This window comes from Bradyrhizobium sp. USDA 4486, from assembly GCF_054057995.1.
The window spans coordinates 8,036,512-8,053,297 of record NZ_JBSRZV010000001.1 but is presented as its reverse complement, the minus strand read 5'-3'; the positions used below and the strand labels follow the sequence as shown (position 1 = coordinate 8,053,297).

General features: G+C 64.5%; 19 protein-coding genes. 5 read left to right on the top strand and 14 right to left on the bottom strand.

The features are described from left to right. Positions 1-18: 18 nt before the first annotated feature. From flgH to motA, 14 genes are all read right to left on the bottom strand, one after another. Entirely contained in the window at positions 19-726 is a 708-nt protein-coding gene (gene flgH / locus ACVWY3_RS38045) for a flagellar basal body L-ring protein FlgH (RefSeq protein ID WP_456843031.1), read from the bottom strand. After that, the gene (locus tag ACVWY3_RS38040) at positions 727-1,515 is read right to left on the bottom strand and encodes a MotE family protein (protein WP_456843030.1); all 789 of its coding nucleotides are present in this window, start codon (positions 1,513-1,515) and stop codon (positions 727-729) included. A 67-nt stretch (positions 1,516-1,582) separates the two neighbouring features. Then, on the bottom strand, positions 1,583-2,713 hold the full coding sequence (gene flgI / locus ACVWY3_RS38035; RefSeq protein ID WP_456843029.1) for a flagellar basal body P-ring protein FlgI: 1,131 nt from the start codon (positions 2,711-2,713) through the stop codon (positions 1,583-1,585). Next, entirely contained in the window at positions 2,710-3,186 is a 477-nt protein-coding gene (gene flgA / locus ACVWY3_RS38030) for a flagellar basal body P-ring formation chaperone FlgA (RefSeq protein WP_456843028.1), read from the bottom strand. The genes flgI and flgA overlap by 4 nt, the downstream gene beginning before the upstream one ends. A 13-nt stretch (positions 3,187-3,199) precedes the next feature. Continuing rightward, positions 3,200-3,988, bottom strand: coding sequence for a flagellar basal-body rod protein FlgG (flgG, locus tag ACVWY3_RS38025; RefSeq protein ID WP_027565126.1), 789 nt, complete (start codon positions 3,986-3,988; stop codon positions 3,200-3,202). An 18-nt stretch (positions 3,989-4,006) separates the two neighbouring features. After that, entirely contained in the window at positions 4,007-4,336 is a 330-nt protein-coding gene (locus ACVWY3_RS38020; protein WP_456843027.1) for a flagellar hook-basal body complex protein FliE, read from the bottom strand. 2 nt (positions 4,337-4,338) lie between these two features. Beyond that, a complete protein-coding gene (gene flgC, locus ACVWY3_RS38015) occupies positions 4,339-4,755 on the bottom strand; it encodes a flagellar basal body rod protein FlgC (protein WP_456843026.1) in 417 nt (138 codons plus the stop codon). An 11-nt stretch (positions 4,756-4,766) separates the two neighbouring features. Beyond that, positions 4,767-5,168, bottom strand: a complete 402-nt coding sequence (gene flgB, locus ACVWY3_RS38010; RefSeq protein WP_235543969.1) for a flagellar basal body rod protein FlgB — start codon at positions 5,166-5,168, stop codon at positions 4,767-4,769. Between the two features lie 64 nt (positions 5,169-5,232). Further along, complete coding sequence (gene flhB, locus ACVWY3_RS38005; protein ID WP_456843025.1) at positions 5,233-6,318, bottom strand: flagellar biosynthesis protein FlhB; 1,086 nt, start codon at positions 6,316-6,318, stop codon at positions 5,233-5,235. 13 nt (positions 6,319-6,331) lie between these two features. Then, positions 6,332-7,366, bottom strand: coding sequence for a flagellar motor switch protein FliG (locus ACVWY3_RS38000; protein ID WP_456843024.1), 1,035 nt, complete (start codon positions 7,364-7,366; stop codon positions 6,332-6,334). Positions 7,367-7,368: 2 nt separating this feature from the next. Further along, positions 7,369-7,743: a flagellar motor switch protein FliN gene (gene fliN, locus ACVWY3_RS37995; RefSeq protein ID WP_235543965.1), complete on the bottom strand. Its 375-nt coding sequence runs from the start codon at positions 7,741-7,743 to the stop codon at positions 7,369-7,371. Positions 7,744-7,819: 76 nt separating this feature from the next. Continuing rightward, positions 7,820-8,128, bottom strand: a complete 309-nt coding sequence (locus tag ACVWY3_RS37990) for a hypothetical protein (RefSeq protein WP_456843023.1) — start codon at positions 8,126-8,128, stop codon at positions 7,820-7,822. Then, positions 8,109-9,050, bottom strand: coding sequence for a flagellar motor switch protein FliM (locus ACVWY3_RS37985; protein ID WP_456843022.1), 942 nt, complete (start codon positions 9,048-9,050; stop codon positions 8,109-8,111). The genes ACVWY3_RS37990 and ACVWY3_RS37985 overlap by 20 nt, the downstream gene beginning before the upstream one ends. After that, positions 9,047-9,943 carry a flagellar motor stator protein MotA gene (motA, locus tag ACVWY3_RS37980; RefSeq protein WP_456843021.1) on the bottom strand — a complete coding sequence of 299 codons (897 nt, stop codon included), beginning with the start codon at positions 9,941-9,943 and terminating at the stop codon, positions 9,047-9,049. Before motA ends, ACVWY3_RS37985 begins: the two co-directional genes overlap by 4 nt. A 142-nt stretch (positions 9,944-10,085) precedes the next feature. Here motA and ACVWY3_RS37975 point away from each other — a divergent pair, with 142 nt between their 5' ends. From ACVWY3_RS37975 to ACVWY3_RS37955, 5 genes are all read left to right on the top strand, one after another. Continuing rightward, the gene (locus ACVWY3_RS37975) at positions 10,086-10,874 is read left to right on the top strand and encodes a DUF1217 domain-containing protein (protein ID WP_456843020.1); all 789 of its coding nucleotides are present in this window, start codon (positions 10,086-10,088) and stop codon (positions 10,872-10,874) included. 3 nt (positions 10,875-10,877) lie between these two features. Further along, on the top strand, positions 10,878-11,606 hold the full coding sequence (gene flgF / locus ACVWY3_RS37970; RefSeq protein ID WP_456843019.1) for a flagellar basal-body rod protein FlgF: 729 nt from the start codon (positions 10,878-10,880) through the stop codon (positions 11,604-11,606). Positions 11,607-11,652: 46 nt separating this feature from the next. Further along, entirely contained in the window at positions 11,653-12,978 is a 1,326-nt protein-coding gene (gene fliI / locus ACVWY3_RS37965) for a flagellar protein export ATPase FliI (RefSeq protein ID WP_456843018.1), read from the top strand. Positions 12,979-13,871: 893 nt separating this feature from the next. Continuing rightward, positions 13,872-14,516, top strand: coding sequence for a MarR family winged helix-turn-helix transcriptional regulator (locus ACVWY3_RS37960; protein ID WP_456843017.1), 645 nt, complete (start codon positions 13,872-13,874; stop codon positions 14,514-14,516). Between the two features lie 299 nt (positions 14,517-14,815). Then, positions 14,816-15,916, top strand: coding sequence for an IS4 family transposase (locus ACVWY3_RS37955; RefSeq protein WP_456836948.1), 1,101 nt, complete (start codon positions 14,816-14,818; stop codon positions 15,914-15,916). Positions 15,917-16,786 lie beyond the last annotated feature (870 nt).

Here is a 16,786-nt window from a genome sequence, read left to right as displayed (position 1 = left end):
GCCCGGCCGGCGCTATTCTCAGAATGGTGCCACGGCGTCATAGATGCGATGTCCCCATCCGGGTTGCTGCACGTCAGACAGATTTCCGCGGCCGCCGTAGGACACGCGCGCCTCCGCGATCTTCTCGTAGGAGATCGTGTTGGTGCGCGATATGTCGCGCGGACGCACGATGCCGCCGACGTTGAGCACGCGCATCTCGGTGTTGACGCGGAATTCCTGCGAGCCGCTGATCATCATATTGCCGTTCGGCAACACGTCGGTGACGACGGCGGCGATCGACAGCTTGATGTCCTCGGTGCGATCGATCTGGCCGTTGCCCTTGATCTGGGTGTTGGTAGAGAGGTTGGCGTTGGCCTGGCCCTTGTCGCTCCATCCGGCTACGTCCATCAGCCAGTCCAACCCGAACTTGATCTGCGAATCGCGCGAGCGGTCGGTCTTGTTGTCGAGCTTGGCCTTGTCCTGCATCGAGATGATCACCGTCACGACGTCGCCGGTGCGGCGGGCGCGGGGATCGCGGTAGAGATCGGTGCCGTCGTCCCAGGTCGAGCGATAGCTCACGGGCGTGCGAACGCGGGGCGTCACCGGGATCGGTTCGGCCTGCGTCCTGAGGCCGCTGCCGACCGGCGACAATCGCGGGCCGGTCAAGACTTCCGCCGGATCATTGAAGCATCCGGCCAGGAGCACCGACGACAGCAGGAGCGACAGGACGAGGATCGGCTTCTTCATCTATTTGGTCTTTCCGTCATCCACGCGGCGCATTCCGCCGAGCAGGTCGGCAAGGTGCGCCGCGCGCGCCGTATCCATTTCGTTGAAGATCGCGCTCGAGGTCCTCGGGTTGAGCTTGGCGAGCACGGCGGCGGCGGTCTCGTCTGCCATGCCCGCGATCTGGGTGGCGGCCGCATCCGGCTTCATGCGCGAGTAGATCTCGACGACCTGCGCTTCGGCCTTCTTCAGAAAGTCGTCGCGCAGCGCCATCCACTTCTCGTATTCGGCGCGCTTGGCCTCGACCTCGGCGATCCGCTCACGGAGCTGGGTCTCGGCCTTTTCCAGCTCCTTGAGCTGCCAGGCCAGTCGCGCATCGACCGCGGGGTCGGCGACGTTGCTGCAGAACAGCGCGACCTCGTTATCCGCGGGCACAGCGGCCTGCGCCGGCGCAGGCTTCGGCGGTGCCGTGACGCTGCCGGGCTTGACCGTGCGCACGGGCGCGGATGCAGGTGCGGCTGCGGGCGCCCGGGCCGGTGCCGGCGTCTCGGGCGCGGGCACCACACCGGTGACCGCGGGACCGGAGTCTTCGGCCGCCCACGCCGTCGCCCGGATCAACGTGTTGTCGCCCGGTATCGGCATCGCCGGTGCAGGCGGCTTCTGCGCTCCCGGCGCACGGGCGCGCGCGAACGAGAGCAGGTTGAGCGGCTTCGACGCTTTGGCCTCGTCCAGCGCCAGCACGGGCGAGGCGCCCGCAAGCGCGGACGCCGCGACCAGGACGAGGAGTGTGGCTTTGTGATCCAGCTTCAGCATCGGGCCGCGTGCGATTCTCGGTCGAGACCTGAGCATTGAGCGACCAAGCTTGCACGACGCTTGTGCATCATTGCACGATGACGTCGGCCTGGAGCGCACCGGCGGTCTTGATGGCCTGGAGGATCGCGATGATGCCCGACGGCTTCAGGCCGATCTGGTTCAGGCCGCGCACCAGACGCTGGAGGTCGACGCCGCTGAGGATCGCCACCTGCGATCCGGCTTCGTTGGCCTCGACGATAGTCTGGGGAACGACGACCGTCTGCCCTTGCGAGAACGGCGCGGGCTGCGAGACCACAGGAAGCTCGGTGACACGAACCGTCAGATTGCCGTGCGTCACGGCGACGGTCGAGATGCGCACGTCACGTCCGATCACCACCGTCCCCGTGCGCTCGTTGATCACCACCCGCGCCGGAGTGTCGGGTTCGACCGTCAGCTCGCCGATCTCCGCGAGGAAGCGGACCGGCCCGACGTAGCGCGGTTTCGACAGCACGATCGTGCGATAGTCGCGCTCGAAGGCGATCTGCGCCCGATAGCGGCCGCCGGCGTAGCGGTTGATGGCATCGAGGATGCGCGTCGCGGTGACGAAATCGGGATTCTTGAGCTCCAGCACCAGGAATTCCATCTCATGGAGACTTCCCTGCACCTCGCGCTCGACCAGCGCGCCGTTCGGAATGCGTCCCGCGGTCGGCGTGCCCTGGCTGACGTTCTGTGCCTGGCCTCCGACGCTGTAGCCGGCGACCGTGACCGCGCCCTGCGCCACGGCATAGACCGCACCGTCGGCCGCGCGCAGCGACGTCATCACCAGCGTTCCGCCGAGCAGCGAGGTCGCATCGCCGAGCGACGAGACCGTCACGTCCATGCGCTCGCCGGGCCCGATCGAGGGCGGCAGATCCGCGGTCACCATCACGGCCGCGACGTTGCGCGTGCGAAGCGTGGTAGGACGCGGCGGATTGTTGGTGCTGGTGGTCTCGTTCCTGACGTTGATGCCCATGTTCTCGAGCATCGATTGCAGGGACTGCTCGGTGAACGGCGCGTTGCGGAGCGTGTCGCCGGTGCCGTTCAGGCCGATGACGAGGCCGTAGCCGACGATCTGGTTTTCGCGCAACCCCTTGATGTCCGCGATATCCTTGATGCGGACGGCGGCCTGGGCGCTGGCCGCGGAGAGGAGCAGGACGAGCGCGAGCAGCAACCTGGTCATGACCCGTCCACGACCTTGACGGTACCGTCCGGCTGGACGATGCCCCTGATGATCACGCCGGTATCGGTGTTGCGCACCGGGATCAGCGCGCCGGGCGCGCCCTGCTGCATCGCCGAGCCGTAGGTGACGATCGACAGGCCGCTGTCCTCGACCACGACCTTGACCATGGCGCCGCGTGCGACAGTCCAGGGCTCTTCCACCGAGTTGGTCGGAATCGGCTGGCCCGGCAGCAAGTTGCGCCGCGCCATCCGGCCGACCAGGACCTGGCGTCCTTCGATGAACATGGCAACGCCGAGCACGTTCGGCGCGAAGACGCGCTCCGTGATCATGTCGTCCCGGATCAGCTCGCCCGCGCGGATCGACACAGCCGGCACGGGAAGCCGCTTCTCCTCGGCTACGGCGATGCCAGCCGAGACCAGAACCAGCAGCACGGCGGCCAACCCGCGCACGATCAGGCCAACCCTGTTCAACATGGAGACACCGGAACTAGCGAAGGCCCTTCGATACGGTCGAGGCCATTTCATCCGAGGCCTGGATGACCTTGGCATTCATCTCGTAGGCGCGCTGCGCCGAGATCAATTCGGTGATCTCCTTCACCGGATCGACATTCGAGGCTTCGAGATATTGCTGGTTGATCTTGCCGTAGCCGGAATCGCCAGGCAGACCGACGACGGGCGTGCCTGACGCCGTCGTCTCACGGTAGAGATTGCTACCGAGCGGCTCGAGGCCCGCCTCGTTGGCGAAATTGGCGAGGTTGAGCTGGCCGATCTGGCGCGGGTTGATTTCCGTGTCGAGCTTGGCAAACACCTGTCCGGTCTGGTTGACCGTGACCTGGACCGTTCCCTGCGGCACCGTGATCGCAGGATCCAGCAGGTAGCCGTCGATGGTGACGAGCTGGCCGTTGGCATTGGTGTTGAACGAGCCAGCGCGAGTGTATTGCACCTCGTTGTTGGGACCGAGCACCTGAAACCAGCCGCGGCCGTTGATGGCGAGGTCATAAGGGTTTCCGGTCTGCGTCAGCGCGCCTTGGATGTGCAGCTTGCGGATCGCCGCGGACTTGACGCCGAGGCCGAGATTGGCGCCTTCCGGAATCGGCGAGGAGCCGTTGACGTTCGCGACTCCCTGCATGCGGTCCATCTGGTAGAACAGGTCGGTGAATTCGGCGCGCGCCCGCTTGTACGAGGTCGAGTTGATGTTGGCGATGTTGTTCGCGATGACTTCGATGTTGGTCTGCTGGGCATTCATGCCCGTAGCCGCAATGGCGAGCGATTTCACTTACGTCACTCCCTCAGATCAAATCGACATCCGAACGACTTCTTGGTAAGCCTGCACGACCTTGTCGCGGACCGCGACCGCCGTCTGCATGGCCTGCTCGGCCGACATCAGCGCCTCGACGACCTTCCGCGTCGACTCCTTGCCCTGCATCGCCGAGATCGACGCCGCCTCGCCCGCCTTCAGCGTGCCGATCGCGTCCGTCGTCACCTGCTTCATCACCGACTCGAAGCCGAGATCGTCGCCCGACTGGACCGCGGTCGGCGCCGCCGACGCGATGGCCTGTGTCTCGGTCGCGCGGGACGCGGCCTGCCCGGCGGAGACCGCGGTGGATGAAATCGCCTCAAGCATTGTCAGCTCCTCATAAGGTCGATGGTCATGCCGAGCATCGAGCGCACCTGCTTCACGACCTGGAGATTGGCTTCATACGACCGGTTGACCTCCCGCATGTCGGCCATCTCGATCATCATGTTGACGTTCGGCAGCTTGACGTAGCCGGCCTTGTCGGCGGCGGGATGCCCCGGATCGTACTCGACGCGATAAGGCGTGGTGTCGACCCCGATCTCCTTGATCTTCGCAAGCTGGGCGCCGGAGGCGCGGTCCATCGCGGCATCGAAGGTGATGGTCTTGCGCTGATACGGATCGGCGCCGGCGGTGCGGCCCGTCGAGGTGGCGTTGGCGAGGTTTTCCGAGACGATGCGCATGCGCGTCGACTGCGCTTCGAGCCCGGAGCTCGCGACCGTCAGAGAGGCACTCAGTGCGTCCAGCATGTCAATTCACCTCAGGTCTTTGCGCTCGACAGCAGCATGCGGTGGAACGAGCGCACGACGGCCGCGTTCATCGAGTAGTCGCGATTGACGTCATTGCCCTTGATCATCTCCTGCTCGAGGCTGACGGAGTTGCCGGAGTGGACCACTTCCCAGCTGTCCTTCTTGGCCGTCGCGCGCGTGTCGGTCTCGGCCGCAGACAGCTGCAGGTGCGACGGCGATGTCGTCGCAAGCCGGACCGGCATGGTGTCGAGCACCTTGTTGAAGGGCTCGACGTCGCGCGCCTTGAAGCCCGGCGTGTTGGCATTGGCGACGTTGGTCGCGATGGTCTGCTGGCGGAGTTCGAGGTAACGCGCCTGCGACGATGCGAGTTCGAAGAGATAAAGCGGTCCCACGACAGCCCCATTCTGGTCCATTCGGGAGAACCCTAGGGCGTTAAGCTTTCGTCAAGCTGTTGCGCGAAGCGCCATCCTCGGAAATCTACTGGACCTTCTCGGGCCGCGGCGCCTGTTTCGACTGGAGGAAGTAGATGATCTCGGCGACAGGCCGGAAGAATTCGGCCGGAATCACCTGGTCGACCTGCACCGCCTCGTAGAGCGCGCGCGCCAGCGCCTTGTTCTCGATGACCGGAATCCGGTTCTGCTCAGCGACTTCGCGGATCTTGAGCGCGATCACGTCCATGCCCTTGGCCACGACCAGCGGCGCCGCGTTCTCCTCGCGCTTGTAGCGCAGCGCGATCGCGAAATGCGTCGGGTTCGCGATCACGAGCGTCGCGCGCGCCGCCGAGGCGATCATCCGCTGCCGCGAGCGGTCGCGCGCGAGCGAGCGCAGGCGCGCCTTGATCAGCGGATCGCCCTCCGCCTGCTTGTGCTCGTCCTTGATCTCCTGCTTGGTCATGCGCAGCTCGCGCCGCCAATGAAAGCGCGCCCAGGCGAGATCGATCGCGACGAGGACGATGGTGGCGATGCAGATCGCCGAGACGATCCGCATCGCAATGCTGAGGATCATCTCCGGCAGCGCGACCGGATCGGTGTACATCGCCTCGAACGCCTTGGCTTCGGACGAGCGCAGCACGAAGGCGACGACGGCGGTCACCGAGGCGAGCTTGAACAGCGACTTGCCGAATTCCACGAAGCCCTGCGTCCCGAACAACCGGTTCCAGCCGGTGAGTGGAGAAATTCGCGAAAGGTCCGGCATGATGCGCTGGAGCACCAGGTTAGGCGCATTCTGTAGCAGCGAGGCCGCCAGCCCGAACACGGCGAGAATGACGAGCAACGGCGTCAGAAACCGCAGCGCTTCGAGGCCCAAGACGGTGAGCAGGTTCTGCGCATCCGCCGCCGTGCTGAGCGGGAATCCGTCGGGGTCGTCGAGAAGTCCCTTCAGGGTCAGCGTCAACTGCTGCACGCCCCGACCGATCAGGAATGTCAGGATCACCATCAGCGCGGCCATCGAGGCGAAGATGGACGCCTCCCGAGAGACCGGAATGTTGCCCTGTTCGAGCGCATCGCGGACTTTCTTCTCGGTCGGCTCTTCTGTCTTGCTGTCCTGATCGGATGTTTCTGCCATGCCCGTTCAGCGGTCAGCGGAAGACCAGCTCATCCTCCTGGTCGGGGTTGAGCTCGATCTCGCCCTTCTCCGCAAGGTCGAGCGCGAGGTCGGTGATGACGCGGCGCGCCTCCAGCACGTCGCGCTGGTTCGACGGCTCGCCTATCGCAAGTTCGCTCTCGACGACACGGCGAACGCGCGAGGCAACCGCGGACAAGATGGTTTCGCGGAAATGCTTGTCGGTGCCCTTCAGTGCGACGACGATGCGGTCGGTCGGCACCTGATCGAAGATCATGGTGCGCGCCTTCGGGGCCAGATTGACGACGTCGTCGAAGGTGAACAGCAGCTCCTTCAGCACTTCCGCAGACTTCGGCCGCTTCTCCGACAGGCTCTTCAGCATGTCCTCGATGTGGCCGCGCTCCATCTTGTTGATGATGTCGGCGACGCGGGCGTAGGTATCCGCGCCGAGGTTGCGGGCGAAATTCAGCGTCAGATCCTCGTGCAGCGTCTTCTCGAGGACCTTCATCGCGTCGTCGACGATAGGCTTCAGGCTGAGCACGCGCCGCATCAGCTCGTTGCGCAGGCTTGAGGGCAGCTGGCTCATCACCTTGGCGGCGCAGGACGGCTTGACCTTGGACAGGATCAGCGCCGCGGTCTGCGGATGCTCCTTGGAGAGGTAGGTTGCCAGCGAATTTTCCGAGACCGACGAGACGCGGTCCCATACCGAGCGGCTCGAATTGCCGAGCAGGTCCGACATGATCGCCGTGACCTGGTCGGCCGGAAGCACGTCGCCGAGCACGGCCTCGAGCCCCCCGAGCGTGCCGAGGATGTTGGCCCCCATCGAGAACTGCTGGGCGAACTCCTCGACGATCGCCTCGAGCTCCTGGGCGGTGATCGGCCGCAACTCCGCCGCGGCCTTGGTGACGATGCGAATATCCTGCGGCTCGAACTGCGCGAGCACGCTCGCGGCCGCCTGGCGGCCCATGGCCAGCAGGAGCGCCGCGACCTTTTCCGTTCCACCCAGCGCGGCAACGCCTCGCTGCTTGACGGGAGCGACCTGTGCCGCCATGGTCAGGTATCACCCTGCCCCAGTGGTCCGACGATCTCCGTGAGCGAGACGCCGAAGCGGGAGTTGTCCTCTTCGACGACGACCACCTCGCCGCGGGCGACGATGCGGCCGTTGACCACGACGTCGACGGGCTCGCCGACGCGGTGGTCGAGCGGGACCACCGCGCCGCGGCCGAGCTTCATCAGATTCGCGACCGGAATGGTCGCCGAGCCGAGCACCACCTGCATGGTGACGGGAATCCGCAGGATGGCATCGACGTTGGCGAACTTGCCCGTCTCCTCCGCCGTGCGCGCGGCAATCTCGGCCAGCCGCTCCAGCGGAGACGCTTCGGTCTCTTCCGATGCAGATGCAGATTCATAGTCGAAGGATTGCGCCATGTCGTATCGCCTCTTGGTAGTTCCGCCCCCGGAGCGCCACGACGATCCGGTCGTATGTGTTCAGACTGCTTCGGCCTCAATGCTTGTTCACGTCGGCGCCGCCTGCGGCGGACGCGAGCCCGCTCCTCGCATCGAGTGCCGCGATCGCCTCGTGAGCCTGATCGATCTTTGTGCTCAGCACGTTGGCGAGCCGTCCGAGGTTCGCGGTGGAATCGTGCGCAGCGGTGATGACGGTGTCGAAGGCGCCCGCCGTCTCGTGGACGATGGTCGAGAACTCGCCCTGGTAGCTGCGCAAGCGCGCCAGCTCGCGGTGCATCCGGGTCACCCGCATGCTGGTGAAGGCGAGCGCAATCAAGAGCACGGCATCAACGAGATAGGATATCATCGACGAACTCCCGTTTCTGGTCGACGGGATCAGCCACCTGCATGGCGTAATAGCCATCGAGCTGGCCGATCTGACACCAGAACAGCACCTGGTTGTTGCTTTCGAGGCGGGCCAGCGTGCGCGGCGTGGCTTCGAGCTCGAGCACCTGGCCGACGTGGAACTTCACGACATCGCCGAGAGTTATCATCTTCTCGTCGAGCACCGCGCTCAGCGTCACCTCGGTGCGGTGGACCTCGCTTTCCATCTGTTCGCGCCAGCGCGGATCGGCCGCGCCGCCCTCGCTGACCACGACGGTCGCGAGCTTCTGCCGGAGCGGGTTGAGCGCGGAGTGCGGGACGATGAGGAACATCTGGCCGCCGCGGTAGAGCGCCTGCAGCATGATGTTCGCGCAGATCGACATGTTGCCGCTGCGTCCGATCGCCAGCGAGGCCATCGCGGTCTCGACCCGCTCGACGCGGAAGGTGACGTTGGAGGTGCCGGCGAAGGCGGATTGCAGAGCCTTGGCGAAGCGCTCGAACAGCGCCTGGACCAGGCGGATCTCGATGTTGGAGAACGAGCGCTCGACGTCGAGGGGCGGCTCGGCACCGTCGGAGCCGAACATCGCCTCGACCATCGTGAACACGAAATCGCGGTCGAGCATGATGATGACGCGGGAGTCCCACTGCTCGGCATAGAGCACCGCGGCGACCGCGTTGCCCTCGTAGTCCTTGATGATGTCGCCGACGCGGTCGTTGGTGATGCCGTTGACCGAGAAGTAGCAGGGCGTTCCGGCCATCGGCTGCAAGCTGTCGGTGCACGATGCCGCCATGCGATCGAAGATCACATTGAGCATCGGCATGCGTTCGATCGAGATACCCGCCGCATCGAGCAGGTAGTTCGGCAGCTGCTTCCGCTGATCGACCTCGACGTCTTCCATCGTCATGCGCGGGCCGCCTTCGGTTCAGGCTCGGTCGGGACGGCCTTGGGGCCCGCGATCGTCTCGTTCTCGACGACGTCGATCGACGGGCGCTCGTTGCTCGATATCATCTTGCGGCCGTGCTCGACAGCGATCTGCGGCATGGCGCCGTTCATGAAGGCCAGCAACGTCTGCTTGACAATGATGTAGGGCCGGCACTTCTTCTCGCGCGTCATCTTGATCTTGATCGCGAAGGGCGAAATGATGCCGTAGGACAGGAAGATGCCGGCGAAGGTGCCGACCAGGGCCGCGCCGATGAAGCCGCCCAACAGCTTCGGCGACTGGTCGAGCGCGCCCATCGCCTTGATGACGCCGAGCACCGCGGCGACGATGCCAAGCGCCGGCATCGCCTCGGACACCGTCACCAGCGCATGATAGGGCGCCAGCTTGCCCTTCACGATGGTGTGGATCTCCTCATCCATCAGCGCCTCGATCTCGTGGGTGCGCGCGTTGCCCATGATGATGAGGCGGACATAGTCGCAGATGAACTGGAGCAGCGACGGGTCGCCGAGCACGCTCGGGAACGCCTTGAAGATCTCGGAGGACGAGGGGTCGTCGATATGGGCTTCCACCTCGCTGCGGCCCTTGCCGCGCAGCTCGCGCATCAGGGCGTGCAGCGCCCCGAGCAGGTCAAGGTAATAGCGCTGCCCGGGCACAGCGTTGGTGATGGCCTGCATGCAGGCGACCCCGCTGTCGACGACCGTCTTCCACGGATTGGCCAGAATGAAGGTGCCGACCGCCGTGCCCATGATGATCACGAACTCCCACGGCTGCATGAGCACGGCCAGATGCCCGCCCATGGCGGCAAAGCCGCCGAGCAGCGCCGCTACCGTGATGAAAATCCCCACGAAACTGCCCAACACGCCGCTCCATCGCCGATCCCACCGGAAATATCTAGTCGGCGACGCTTGCGCGAAGCTGGCTTGCCGCATCGCCAGCCCCGCGCAAGCAATTGACGGCAGCTTGGGACACCTCGCAACAGCGGCCAGAGGGGCGCGAGCCATGTTATCCACCATCGCGGACTACACCAGACTGACCACGGACATGAGCAAGTCGATGACGCAGGTCGCGACACAGCCCGATGTCAGCCGCGATACCGATTACTTCCTCAGCCACATCGGCAACGTGAAGACGATCGACGACTTCCTGAACGACTACCGCCTCTATTCCTACGCGATGAAGGCCTATGGCCTCAGCGACATGACCTACGCCAAGGCGTTCATGCGCAAGGTGCTGACCGAGGGGGTCTCGGACCAGGACGCTTTCGCCAACAAGCTCTCCGATACCCGCTATCGGCAGTTCGCCACCGCCTTCAATTTCGCCGCTCTCGGGGAGCAGGCGACCTCGACCACGGCGGCCACGACCGGCACGGCGACCCAATACGTCACGCAGACGCTGGAGGAGAACGCCGGCAACCAAAACGAGGCCCTGCGGCTCGCGCTCTATTTCACCCGCAAGGCCTCCACGATCACGAACGCCTACCAGATCCTCGCCGACAAGGCGCTGACCCAGGTGGTGCAGACTGCGATGGGCTGGTCGTCGACGATCAGCTCGTCCGACATCGACGCCCAGGCCAAGATGATCACGGACAAGATCGATCTCACCGACTTCCAGGACCCGACCAAGGTCACCAAATTCGTGCAGCGCTTTGCCGCGATGTGGGATGCGACCCAGGCTCAGAGTGACAATTCGACCAATCCCGCGCTGGCGCTGATCGCCGGCGCGCCGACATCGGTGAACCTCGATACCGACATGCTCACGACGCTTCAGAACATTCGCTTCAACAGGTAAATCATGCAATCGGCTCTCTATGTGGGATTGTCGGCGCAGGTCGCGCTGGAAAAGCGCCTCCAGACGATCGCCAACAACGTCGCCAACGTGAACACGGCGGCATTCCGCACCGACGTGGTGAAGTTCGAGACGGTGCTGTCCAAGGCCGGCGCGAACCCGGTCGCCTTCTCCTCGCCCGGCGACAACATCATCTCGCGCGAGCAAGGCAGCATTACCGAAAGCGGCAACCCGCTCGACGTCGCCGTGGTGGGCCAGGGCTGGATCGCCTTCGCCGGTCCGAACGGCACTGTCTACACCCGCGACGGCCGCCTCCAGATCGCGCCCAATGGCGATCTTCAGACCGTGGCCGGCTGCCCGGTCATCGACGCCGGCGGCGCGCAGATTACGCTCGACCCGAACGGCGGACCGATCGCCATCTCGCGCAGTGGCGCGATTACCCAGGACAACAACGAGATCGGCACCATTGGCCTGTTCAGCATCCCCGCCGATGCCAATCTCGAGCGCTACGGCAATTCCGGCGTCACGCCCGACCGGCCGGCGACCGCCATCGCCGATTTCTCCCGCGACGGCTTCAAGCAGGGCTATGTCGAGGGCTCCGGCGCCAATCCGATGATGGAGTTGACGAAGCTGATCGCGGCTTCGCGTGCCTTCGACGGCACCAATTCGATGATCGAGGGCACCGAGAGCTCGCTCCAGAACGCAATCCGGACTCTGGGCGAGCCGGGCAAGTAGACTTCAAGTAGTCTGCGCCGCGTGCGCATTGAGGTGGACGGTTTCCTTGAACGCTCTTCGGCAACTCGAGTGGGCGCTGCTGGAGCTCCAGCAGAGCACTCCCCTGGCCAGCGTCAGCGGCGCGATCTGCGAGATCGCGCCGACGCATTTCCGCGTCTCCGGCCTGTCGCGCTTCGTGCGGCTCGGTGAACTCATCGGCGTCAATTCCGGCGGCAAGCCGCAGATCGGCGAGGTGGTGCGGATCGACAGCGACGGCATCATCGCCAAGCCGTTCGACCGGCAATTTGCCGGCGGCCTCGGCTCCGTCGCCTACCGGATGCCGCCCTTGTCCTTCGCGCCCGATGCGAGCTGGAAGGGCCGCGTCATCAACGCGCTCGGCGCCCCGCTGGACGGACAGGGCCCCCTGACGCCGGGGTCGCGTGCAGTCTCGGCCGAGGCCGAGGCGCCGTCGGCCATGAAGCGCGCGCGCGTGCACAAGCCGCTGCGCACCGGCGTGCGTGTCATCGACCTGTTCGCCCCGATCTGCGCCGGCCAGCGCGTCGGCATCTTCGCCGGCTCCGGCGTCGGCAAATCGACGCTGCTTGCGATGCTCGCGCGCAGCCAGGGCTTCGACACCGTCGTGCTGGCGCTGGTGGGCGAGCGCGGCCGCGAGGTGCGCGAATTCATCGAGGACGTGCTCGGCACCAACCGCAATCGCGCCGTCACCATCGTATCGACGGGAGATGAAAGCCCGATGATGCGGCGGCTGGCGCCGAAGACGGCCATGGCGGTCGCCGAATATTTCCGCGACAGGGGCGAATCGGTGCTGCTCGTGGTCGATTCGATCACCCGTTTCGCCCACGCCGCCCGCGAGGTTGCGCTGGCCGCCGGTGAGCCCGCCGTCGCGCGCGGCTATGCACCGACGGTGTTCACCGACCTGCCGCGCCTGCTGGAGCGCGCCGGCCCCGGCGAGGAGGGATCCGGCTCGATCACCGGCATTTTCTCCGTGCTGGTCGACGGCGATGATCACAACGAGCCGATCGCCGACACCATCCGCGGCACGCTCGACGGCCACATCGTGCTCTCCAGGCACATCGCCGACCAGGCGCGCTATCCGGCCGTGGATGTGCTGGCCTCGGTCTCGCGTCTCGCCCACAACGTCTGGGACCCCGAAGAGCGCGAACTGGTGAGCAAGCTGCGCACCATGATCGCCAAATACGAGGACACGCGCGACCTCCGCCTCATGGGCGGCTATCAGTCGGGACGTGATTCGGGCCTCGACCAGGCCATCGACATGGTGCCGAGGATCTACAGCGCCATGCGGCAAGATGCCTCGGCTCCGCCGAGCGCCGACCCGTTTCGCGAACTGCGGGACATGCTGCGCGGCGACTGAAGCATTTTTCGACCCTGATCGAATCAGAACCGAAGCTCTTGTTTTGACGCGTGTTCTTCACGCGCCTGCTCGCAGCGCAGCTCTGCTCATGATCGCGACAGCCGATCATGCATGCCGCCACGCTTGCCGTGCATGTGCATGCATCGTCGGAGACATTTCCGTCGCAAGCATGTCATTCGTTCGGTCGAGATTCGCGGCCGGGTGAAGCGGATCCGGCCCGGCCCCATTTTGCGGGGTTTACGCAAACAACCGCTGCGTGTAAACCCTGCGGGTTCCATTGGACGATTCCCTGACAGATCGCACAAGTTGTGGACGGCGCGCCGAGGCGCATCGTCGCCATGCACAAGCTTCAACCAAGCTGCATCGACGACAGACAGCAAGATGCGTGCAATCAAACCATCGTATATTTGCGCGAAACTCGCTTGTTATGCTGCCTATTGCGATCACCATCATGTGTTCCGGAGCGGGAGATTGTCTTGAACGTGATATTTGCTTCGAGCGACATCCAGTCTCCTAGAGTGACTTGACTTGATTTTGTTGAGAAGCTCATTCATCGTTTCGGTGAACATAAAGAAACGTCTGCGTGTGACTTGAACTTCAGGGGCTTCGGTTGAACAACTCCGATCCATCGTCCGCCAGTGACGGCAACTCGGGCTTTCGTTCGACGACGCCACGATTGGCATATCATCGGCGACGCCGCGTCTCGGGTCGCGGCTTGCAGTGCCCGTCAGTCGAAGTCGGGTACCGAGCAGTCCGTGCTTTCGTGCGGACAACGGGCAAGGCGTGCGGGTCGGACATTGCGCGTCATACGGCTTCTCGCAAAAGATTCGCGTGCAACGGCGGAATGCGGCTCCGGGGCGCCGCAGAAGAGATTCCCGGGGCGAGGTAAATGCATGCCGTTGGCACGTGAGGCTGTCGAGCTGCTGGTCCAGGCGGCGAGAGCTTGGTATTTCGAGGGCAATCAGCACGGGTTGCGAGATCGGGAATGGATGGCGCTGCGCTTTCTCGGCCGCGCCAACAGGTTTTCGCGCACCCCGTCCGCGCTCGCTGGCTTCATCGGCGCCACCAGGGCGACTGCGTCGCAGATCGTGAAGACGCTGGAGGGCAAGTCCTACCTGGTGCGAAAGCCATCGCACGAGGACAAGCGGTCCGTCGTGCTTCACGTCACCGCGCAGGGCGAGAAATGCCTGAACCAGCACGACCCGATCAATCATGTGGTGAACGCGGTCACGGCGCTCGGCACCGAGGAGTGCCTCCGCTTGCGCGACTCGCTTCGCGAGATCCTCAATCATCTCGACGCGGCCCATCAGCGGCTGGACGCCAGCATCTGCCGCGACTGCATGTTCCTCGCCGAACGCAGCCCCGGCCATGCCGGCGCCGGCAAGGGACGCGCAACGGCCGAGTTCATGTGCCGGCTGTATCGCGCCCCGATCTCGCTCGAGGAGACAGAGCTGCTCTGCACCAGTTTCGAGCGTACCCGCGATCGCCCGAAGATCGAGGAGCATCTCGACCGTGCGCGCGTCGCGAGCCAGGGATAGACGCGCATGGTGTTCCGGACAACGGAGCGTGCAGCCGAGCCGTCGCTCTTCGAGGTTCGCTCCGCGCAGGTATACGCGGCAGAGCGCGCAGCTCGGGGTGACGGAGACAGATAAGCGCAGCCTCCACATCGGCATTGCAGCTTGAATTCTGACTCGCAGACACAGCTTCGCATCCTCGCGGCTCGATTCGCCCGAGCTTTGCTTGACCTCTCACCCCCTTTGCCAAGAGGGCACAGGGAAGGCCGCATAGGCGTTAAGTTTATTCTTGAGTGTTGGAATCACACGTGATTCCAAGGGGCATGGCAGACGAATCGCTTCTAAATGAGGACTGGACGAGAGTGGTTGCGCAGCTGGGTGGGGCTGAGCAGCTTGAGATAAGCGCGCGCCAGACGAAGGCTTTCGCGCGGCGGCGCCAAATTCCAGACGCGGTGGCGTTGCTTCGGCTGATGCTGGCCTATTGTTTAGGGGAAAGAGGATTGAGATCGACAGCTGCGTGGGCGGCTTCTGTTGGCCTTGCGGACCTCAGCAGCGTGGCGTTGTTCTATCGCCTGCGTCAATGTGGCGATTGGTTTGCAGTGCTGGTGGAGAGCTTGCTCGATGCGGCAGCGCCGAAGGCGAGCCGAGGCCGCCTGATCCGCATCGTCGATGCGACGACAGTACCTCAGGCCGGGCCGACTGCCCGCAGGAGCAGTGAGCTTTGGCGGCTTCATAGTGCATTTGATCTGCCAAGTGAGCGCTTTGGTCACTTCGAGCTAACGGATCAGCAAGAGGGCGAAACGTTTGACCGGATACCAGTAGTCAAGAACGAGATCCGCATTGCTGACCGCGCTTATCTGCAACCTGACCGCATCGCGGCTGTCCGCGCGGCTGGTGCCGACGTTCTGATCCGAGCAGGCTGGAAGAACGCGCGCTGGCTTGATGCCCAAGGCCTTCCATTCGATCTGATGGCCCAATTGCGTGCGGCAAAGGCACGCGGACTGATCGATCGGAGGATTTGGATCAAACGCAAGGACGGGGCGCCTCTGGCTATGCGTCTGGTTGCGGTCAAGAAGCCCACCGGTGCGGCCGCGGCTTCGCGTCGTAAAGCTCGGCGAGACGCACGAGACGAAAACCGCATCATCTCCAAAGGGACTCTGGAAGCCGCGGATTGGGTCATTCTGGTCACGTCGCTCGCACGGGACGAGTTCTCCGCCAAGGATGTGCTTGCACTCTATCGACTGCGATGGCGGATCGAACTTGGCTTCAAGCGACTGAAAAGCCTGATTGGTCTCAAGACACCGCCTGGAACTGATCAGCGTTCGGCGAAGCCCTACCTGCTGGCTCACCTCTTGATTATCCTGCTGCTCGAGCCGCTTGTCCGCGACTTCGAGGACTCTCCCCACTGGAAGCAGGCCGCCTGACGACACCTGGCGGTTGGCGTATCTTGCAACAACTCGTTGCATCCTTGCTGCAAGCAATCATTCCACAACCAACCATCCGCCGCTTGCGCCGCAGTAAGCGAGCGCTCGGGCGGCACCTGCGCGAGCCTCCCCGAAAACGTCAATATCAATCAATGCTTGCGCTACCTTAACGCCTATGGGGAAGGCCGGGTGCCGGCGGCACCCGCGGTCCGCTGCGCGAAGAGGTAGCGCAAAAGAACCGCACAGCAGCATACAGGTGAAGCCCAACACACGGCCTTCCCTGCGCGATGGTTGGACGGCTTATGCCGCGCTCTCCCGGGAGCCGAGTTCGTTCTGGCCTCCCTCACCCGACAGAAGTCGCCGGCAGCACGCCGGTTGACGCGACTGCCGCATCCGCCAGGGCTTGACCGTAGCAACGACGGCCAGGACCACACGGTTTTGCCGTACGCGCGGCTCGTTGGCGCCACAGCGGCCGACGGCGTTGTGCACGTTGCCATCGACATGTTGGCGCGACGAGCCTGACAGCGCCGTCCGTCCGCGCGAAGCCTTAAGGGCTCACGGAGAGCAATCCGCCCTGCCCCTGGCCACTCGCGCCCGACGCTGCCGCGTCCACCGCAAAGCCCGGCTCGCAAACATGACGACCTCATGATCGCCCCTCAAGGATGAGCCGGGATGGGCGACACATACGACAAATCCGAATTTCGATAAAGCGGAATATTTTTGCGAGGAAGGGTTGACCGGCGGCGACACAGGCCGCGCTGCGTCACACGAGGAGCCAGCGGGGCGGCGCGAAGCGCCGCCCCGCTGGCCGGGAAAGCACCGGATGCATGGGCGAACCGCCTCGAATCAGGCTCATGCTCGATCGGAGCT

What these genes read in the sequence shown, in the direction of transcription:
- flgI (WP_456843029.1), bottom strand. Translation starts at nt 2,713, where the DNA reads ATGACCAGGTTGCTGCTCGCGCTCGTCCTGCTCCTCTCCGCGGCCAGC.
- flgB (WP_235543969.1), bottom strand. Translation starts at nt 5,168, where the DNA reads ATGGACCAGAATGGGGCTGTCGTGGGACCGCTTTATCTCTTCGAACTC.
- ACVWY3_RS37955 (WP_456836948.1), top strand. Translation starts at nt 14,816, where the DNA reads ATGGCAGACGAATCGCTTCTAAATGAGGACTGGACGAGAGTGGTTGCG.
- ACVWY3_RS37975 (WP_456843020.1), top strand. Translation starts at nt 10,086, where the DNA reads ATGTTATCCACCATCGCGGACTACACCAGACTGACCACGGACATGAGC.
- ACVWY3_RS38000 (WP_456843024.1), bottom strand. Translation starts at nt 7,366, where the DNA reads ATGGCGGCACAGGTCGCTCCCGTCAAGCAGCGAGGCGTTGCCGCGCTG.
- ACVWY3_RS37960 (WP_456843017.1), top strand. Translation starts at nt 13,872, where the DNA reads ATGCCGTTGGCACGTGAGGCTGTCGAGCTGCTGGTCCAGGCGGCGAGA.
- flhB (WP_456843025.1), bottom strand. Translation starts at nt 6,318, where the DNA reads ATGGCAGAAACATCCGATCAGGACAGCAAGACAGAAGAGCCGACCGAG.
- flgC (WP_456843026.1), bottom strand. Translation starts at nt 4,755, where the DNA reads ATGCTGGACGCACTGAGTGCCTCTCTGACGGTCGCGAGCTCCGGGCTC.
- ACVWY3_RS38020 (WP_456843027.1), bottom strand. Translation starts at nt 4,336, where the DNA reads ATGCTTGAGGCGATTTCATCCACCGCGGTCTCCGCCGGGCAGGCCGCG.
- ACVWY3_RS38040 (WP_456843030.1), bottom strand. Translation starts at nt 1,515, where the DNA reads ATGCTGAAGCTGGATCACAAAGCCACACTCCTCGTCCTGGTCGCGGCG.
- ACVWY3_RS37990 (WP_456843023.1), bottom strand. Translation starts at nt 8,128, where the DNA reads ATGATATCCTATCTCGTTGATGCCGTGCTCTTGATTGCGCTCGCCTTC.
- ACVWY3_RS37985 (WP_456843022.1), bottom strand. Translation starts at nt 9,050, where the DNA reads ATGACGATGGAAGACGTCGAGGTCGATCAGCGGAAGCAGCTGCCGAAC.
- flgF (WP_456843019.1), top strand. Translation starts at nt 10,878, where the DNA reads ATGCAATCGGCTCTCTATGTGGGATTGTCGGCGCAGGTCGCGCTGGAA.
- fliN (WP_235543965.1), bottom strand. Translation starts at nt 7,743, where the DNA reads ATGGCGCAATCCTTCGACTATGAATCTGCATCTGCATCGGAAGAGACC.
- flgH (WP_456843031.1), bottom strand. Translation starts at nt 726, where the DNA reads ATGAAGAAGCCGATCCTCGTCCTGTCGCTCCTGCTGTCGTCGGTGCTC.
- flgA (WP_456843028.1), bottom strand. Translation starts at nt 3,186, where the DNA reads ATGTTGAACAGGGTTGGCCTGATCGTGCGCGGGTTGGCCGCCGTGCTG.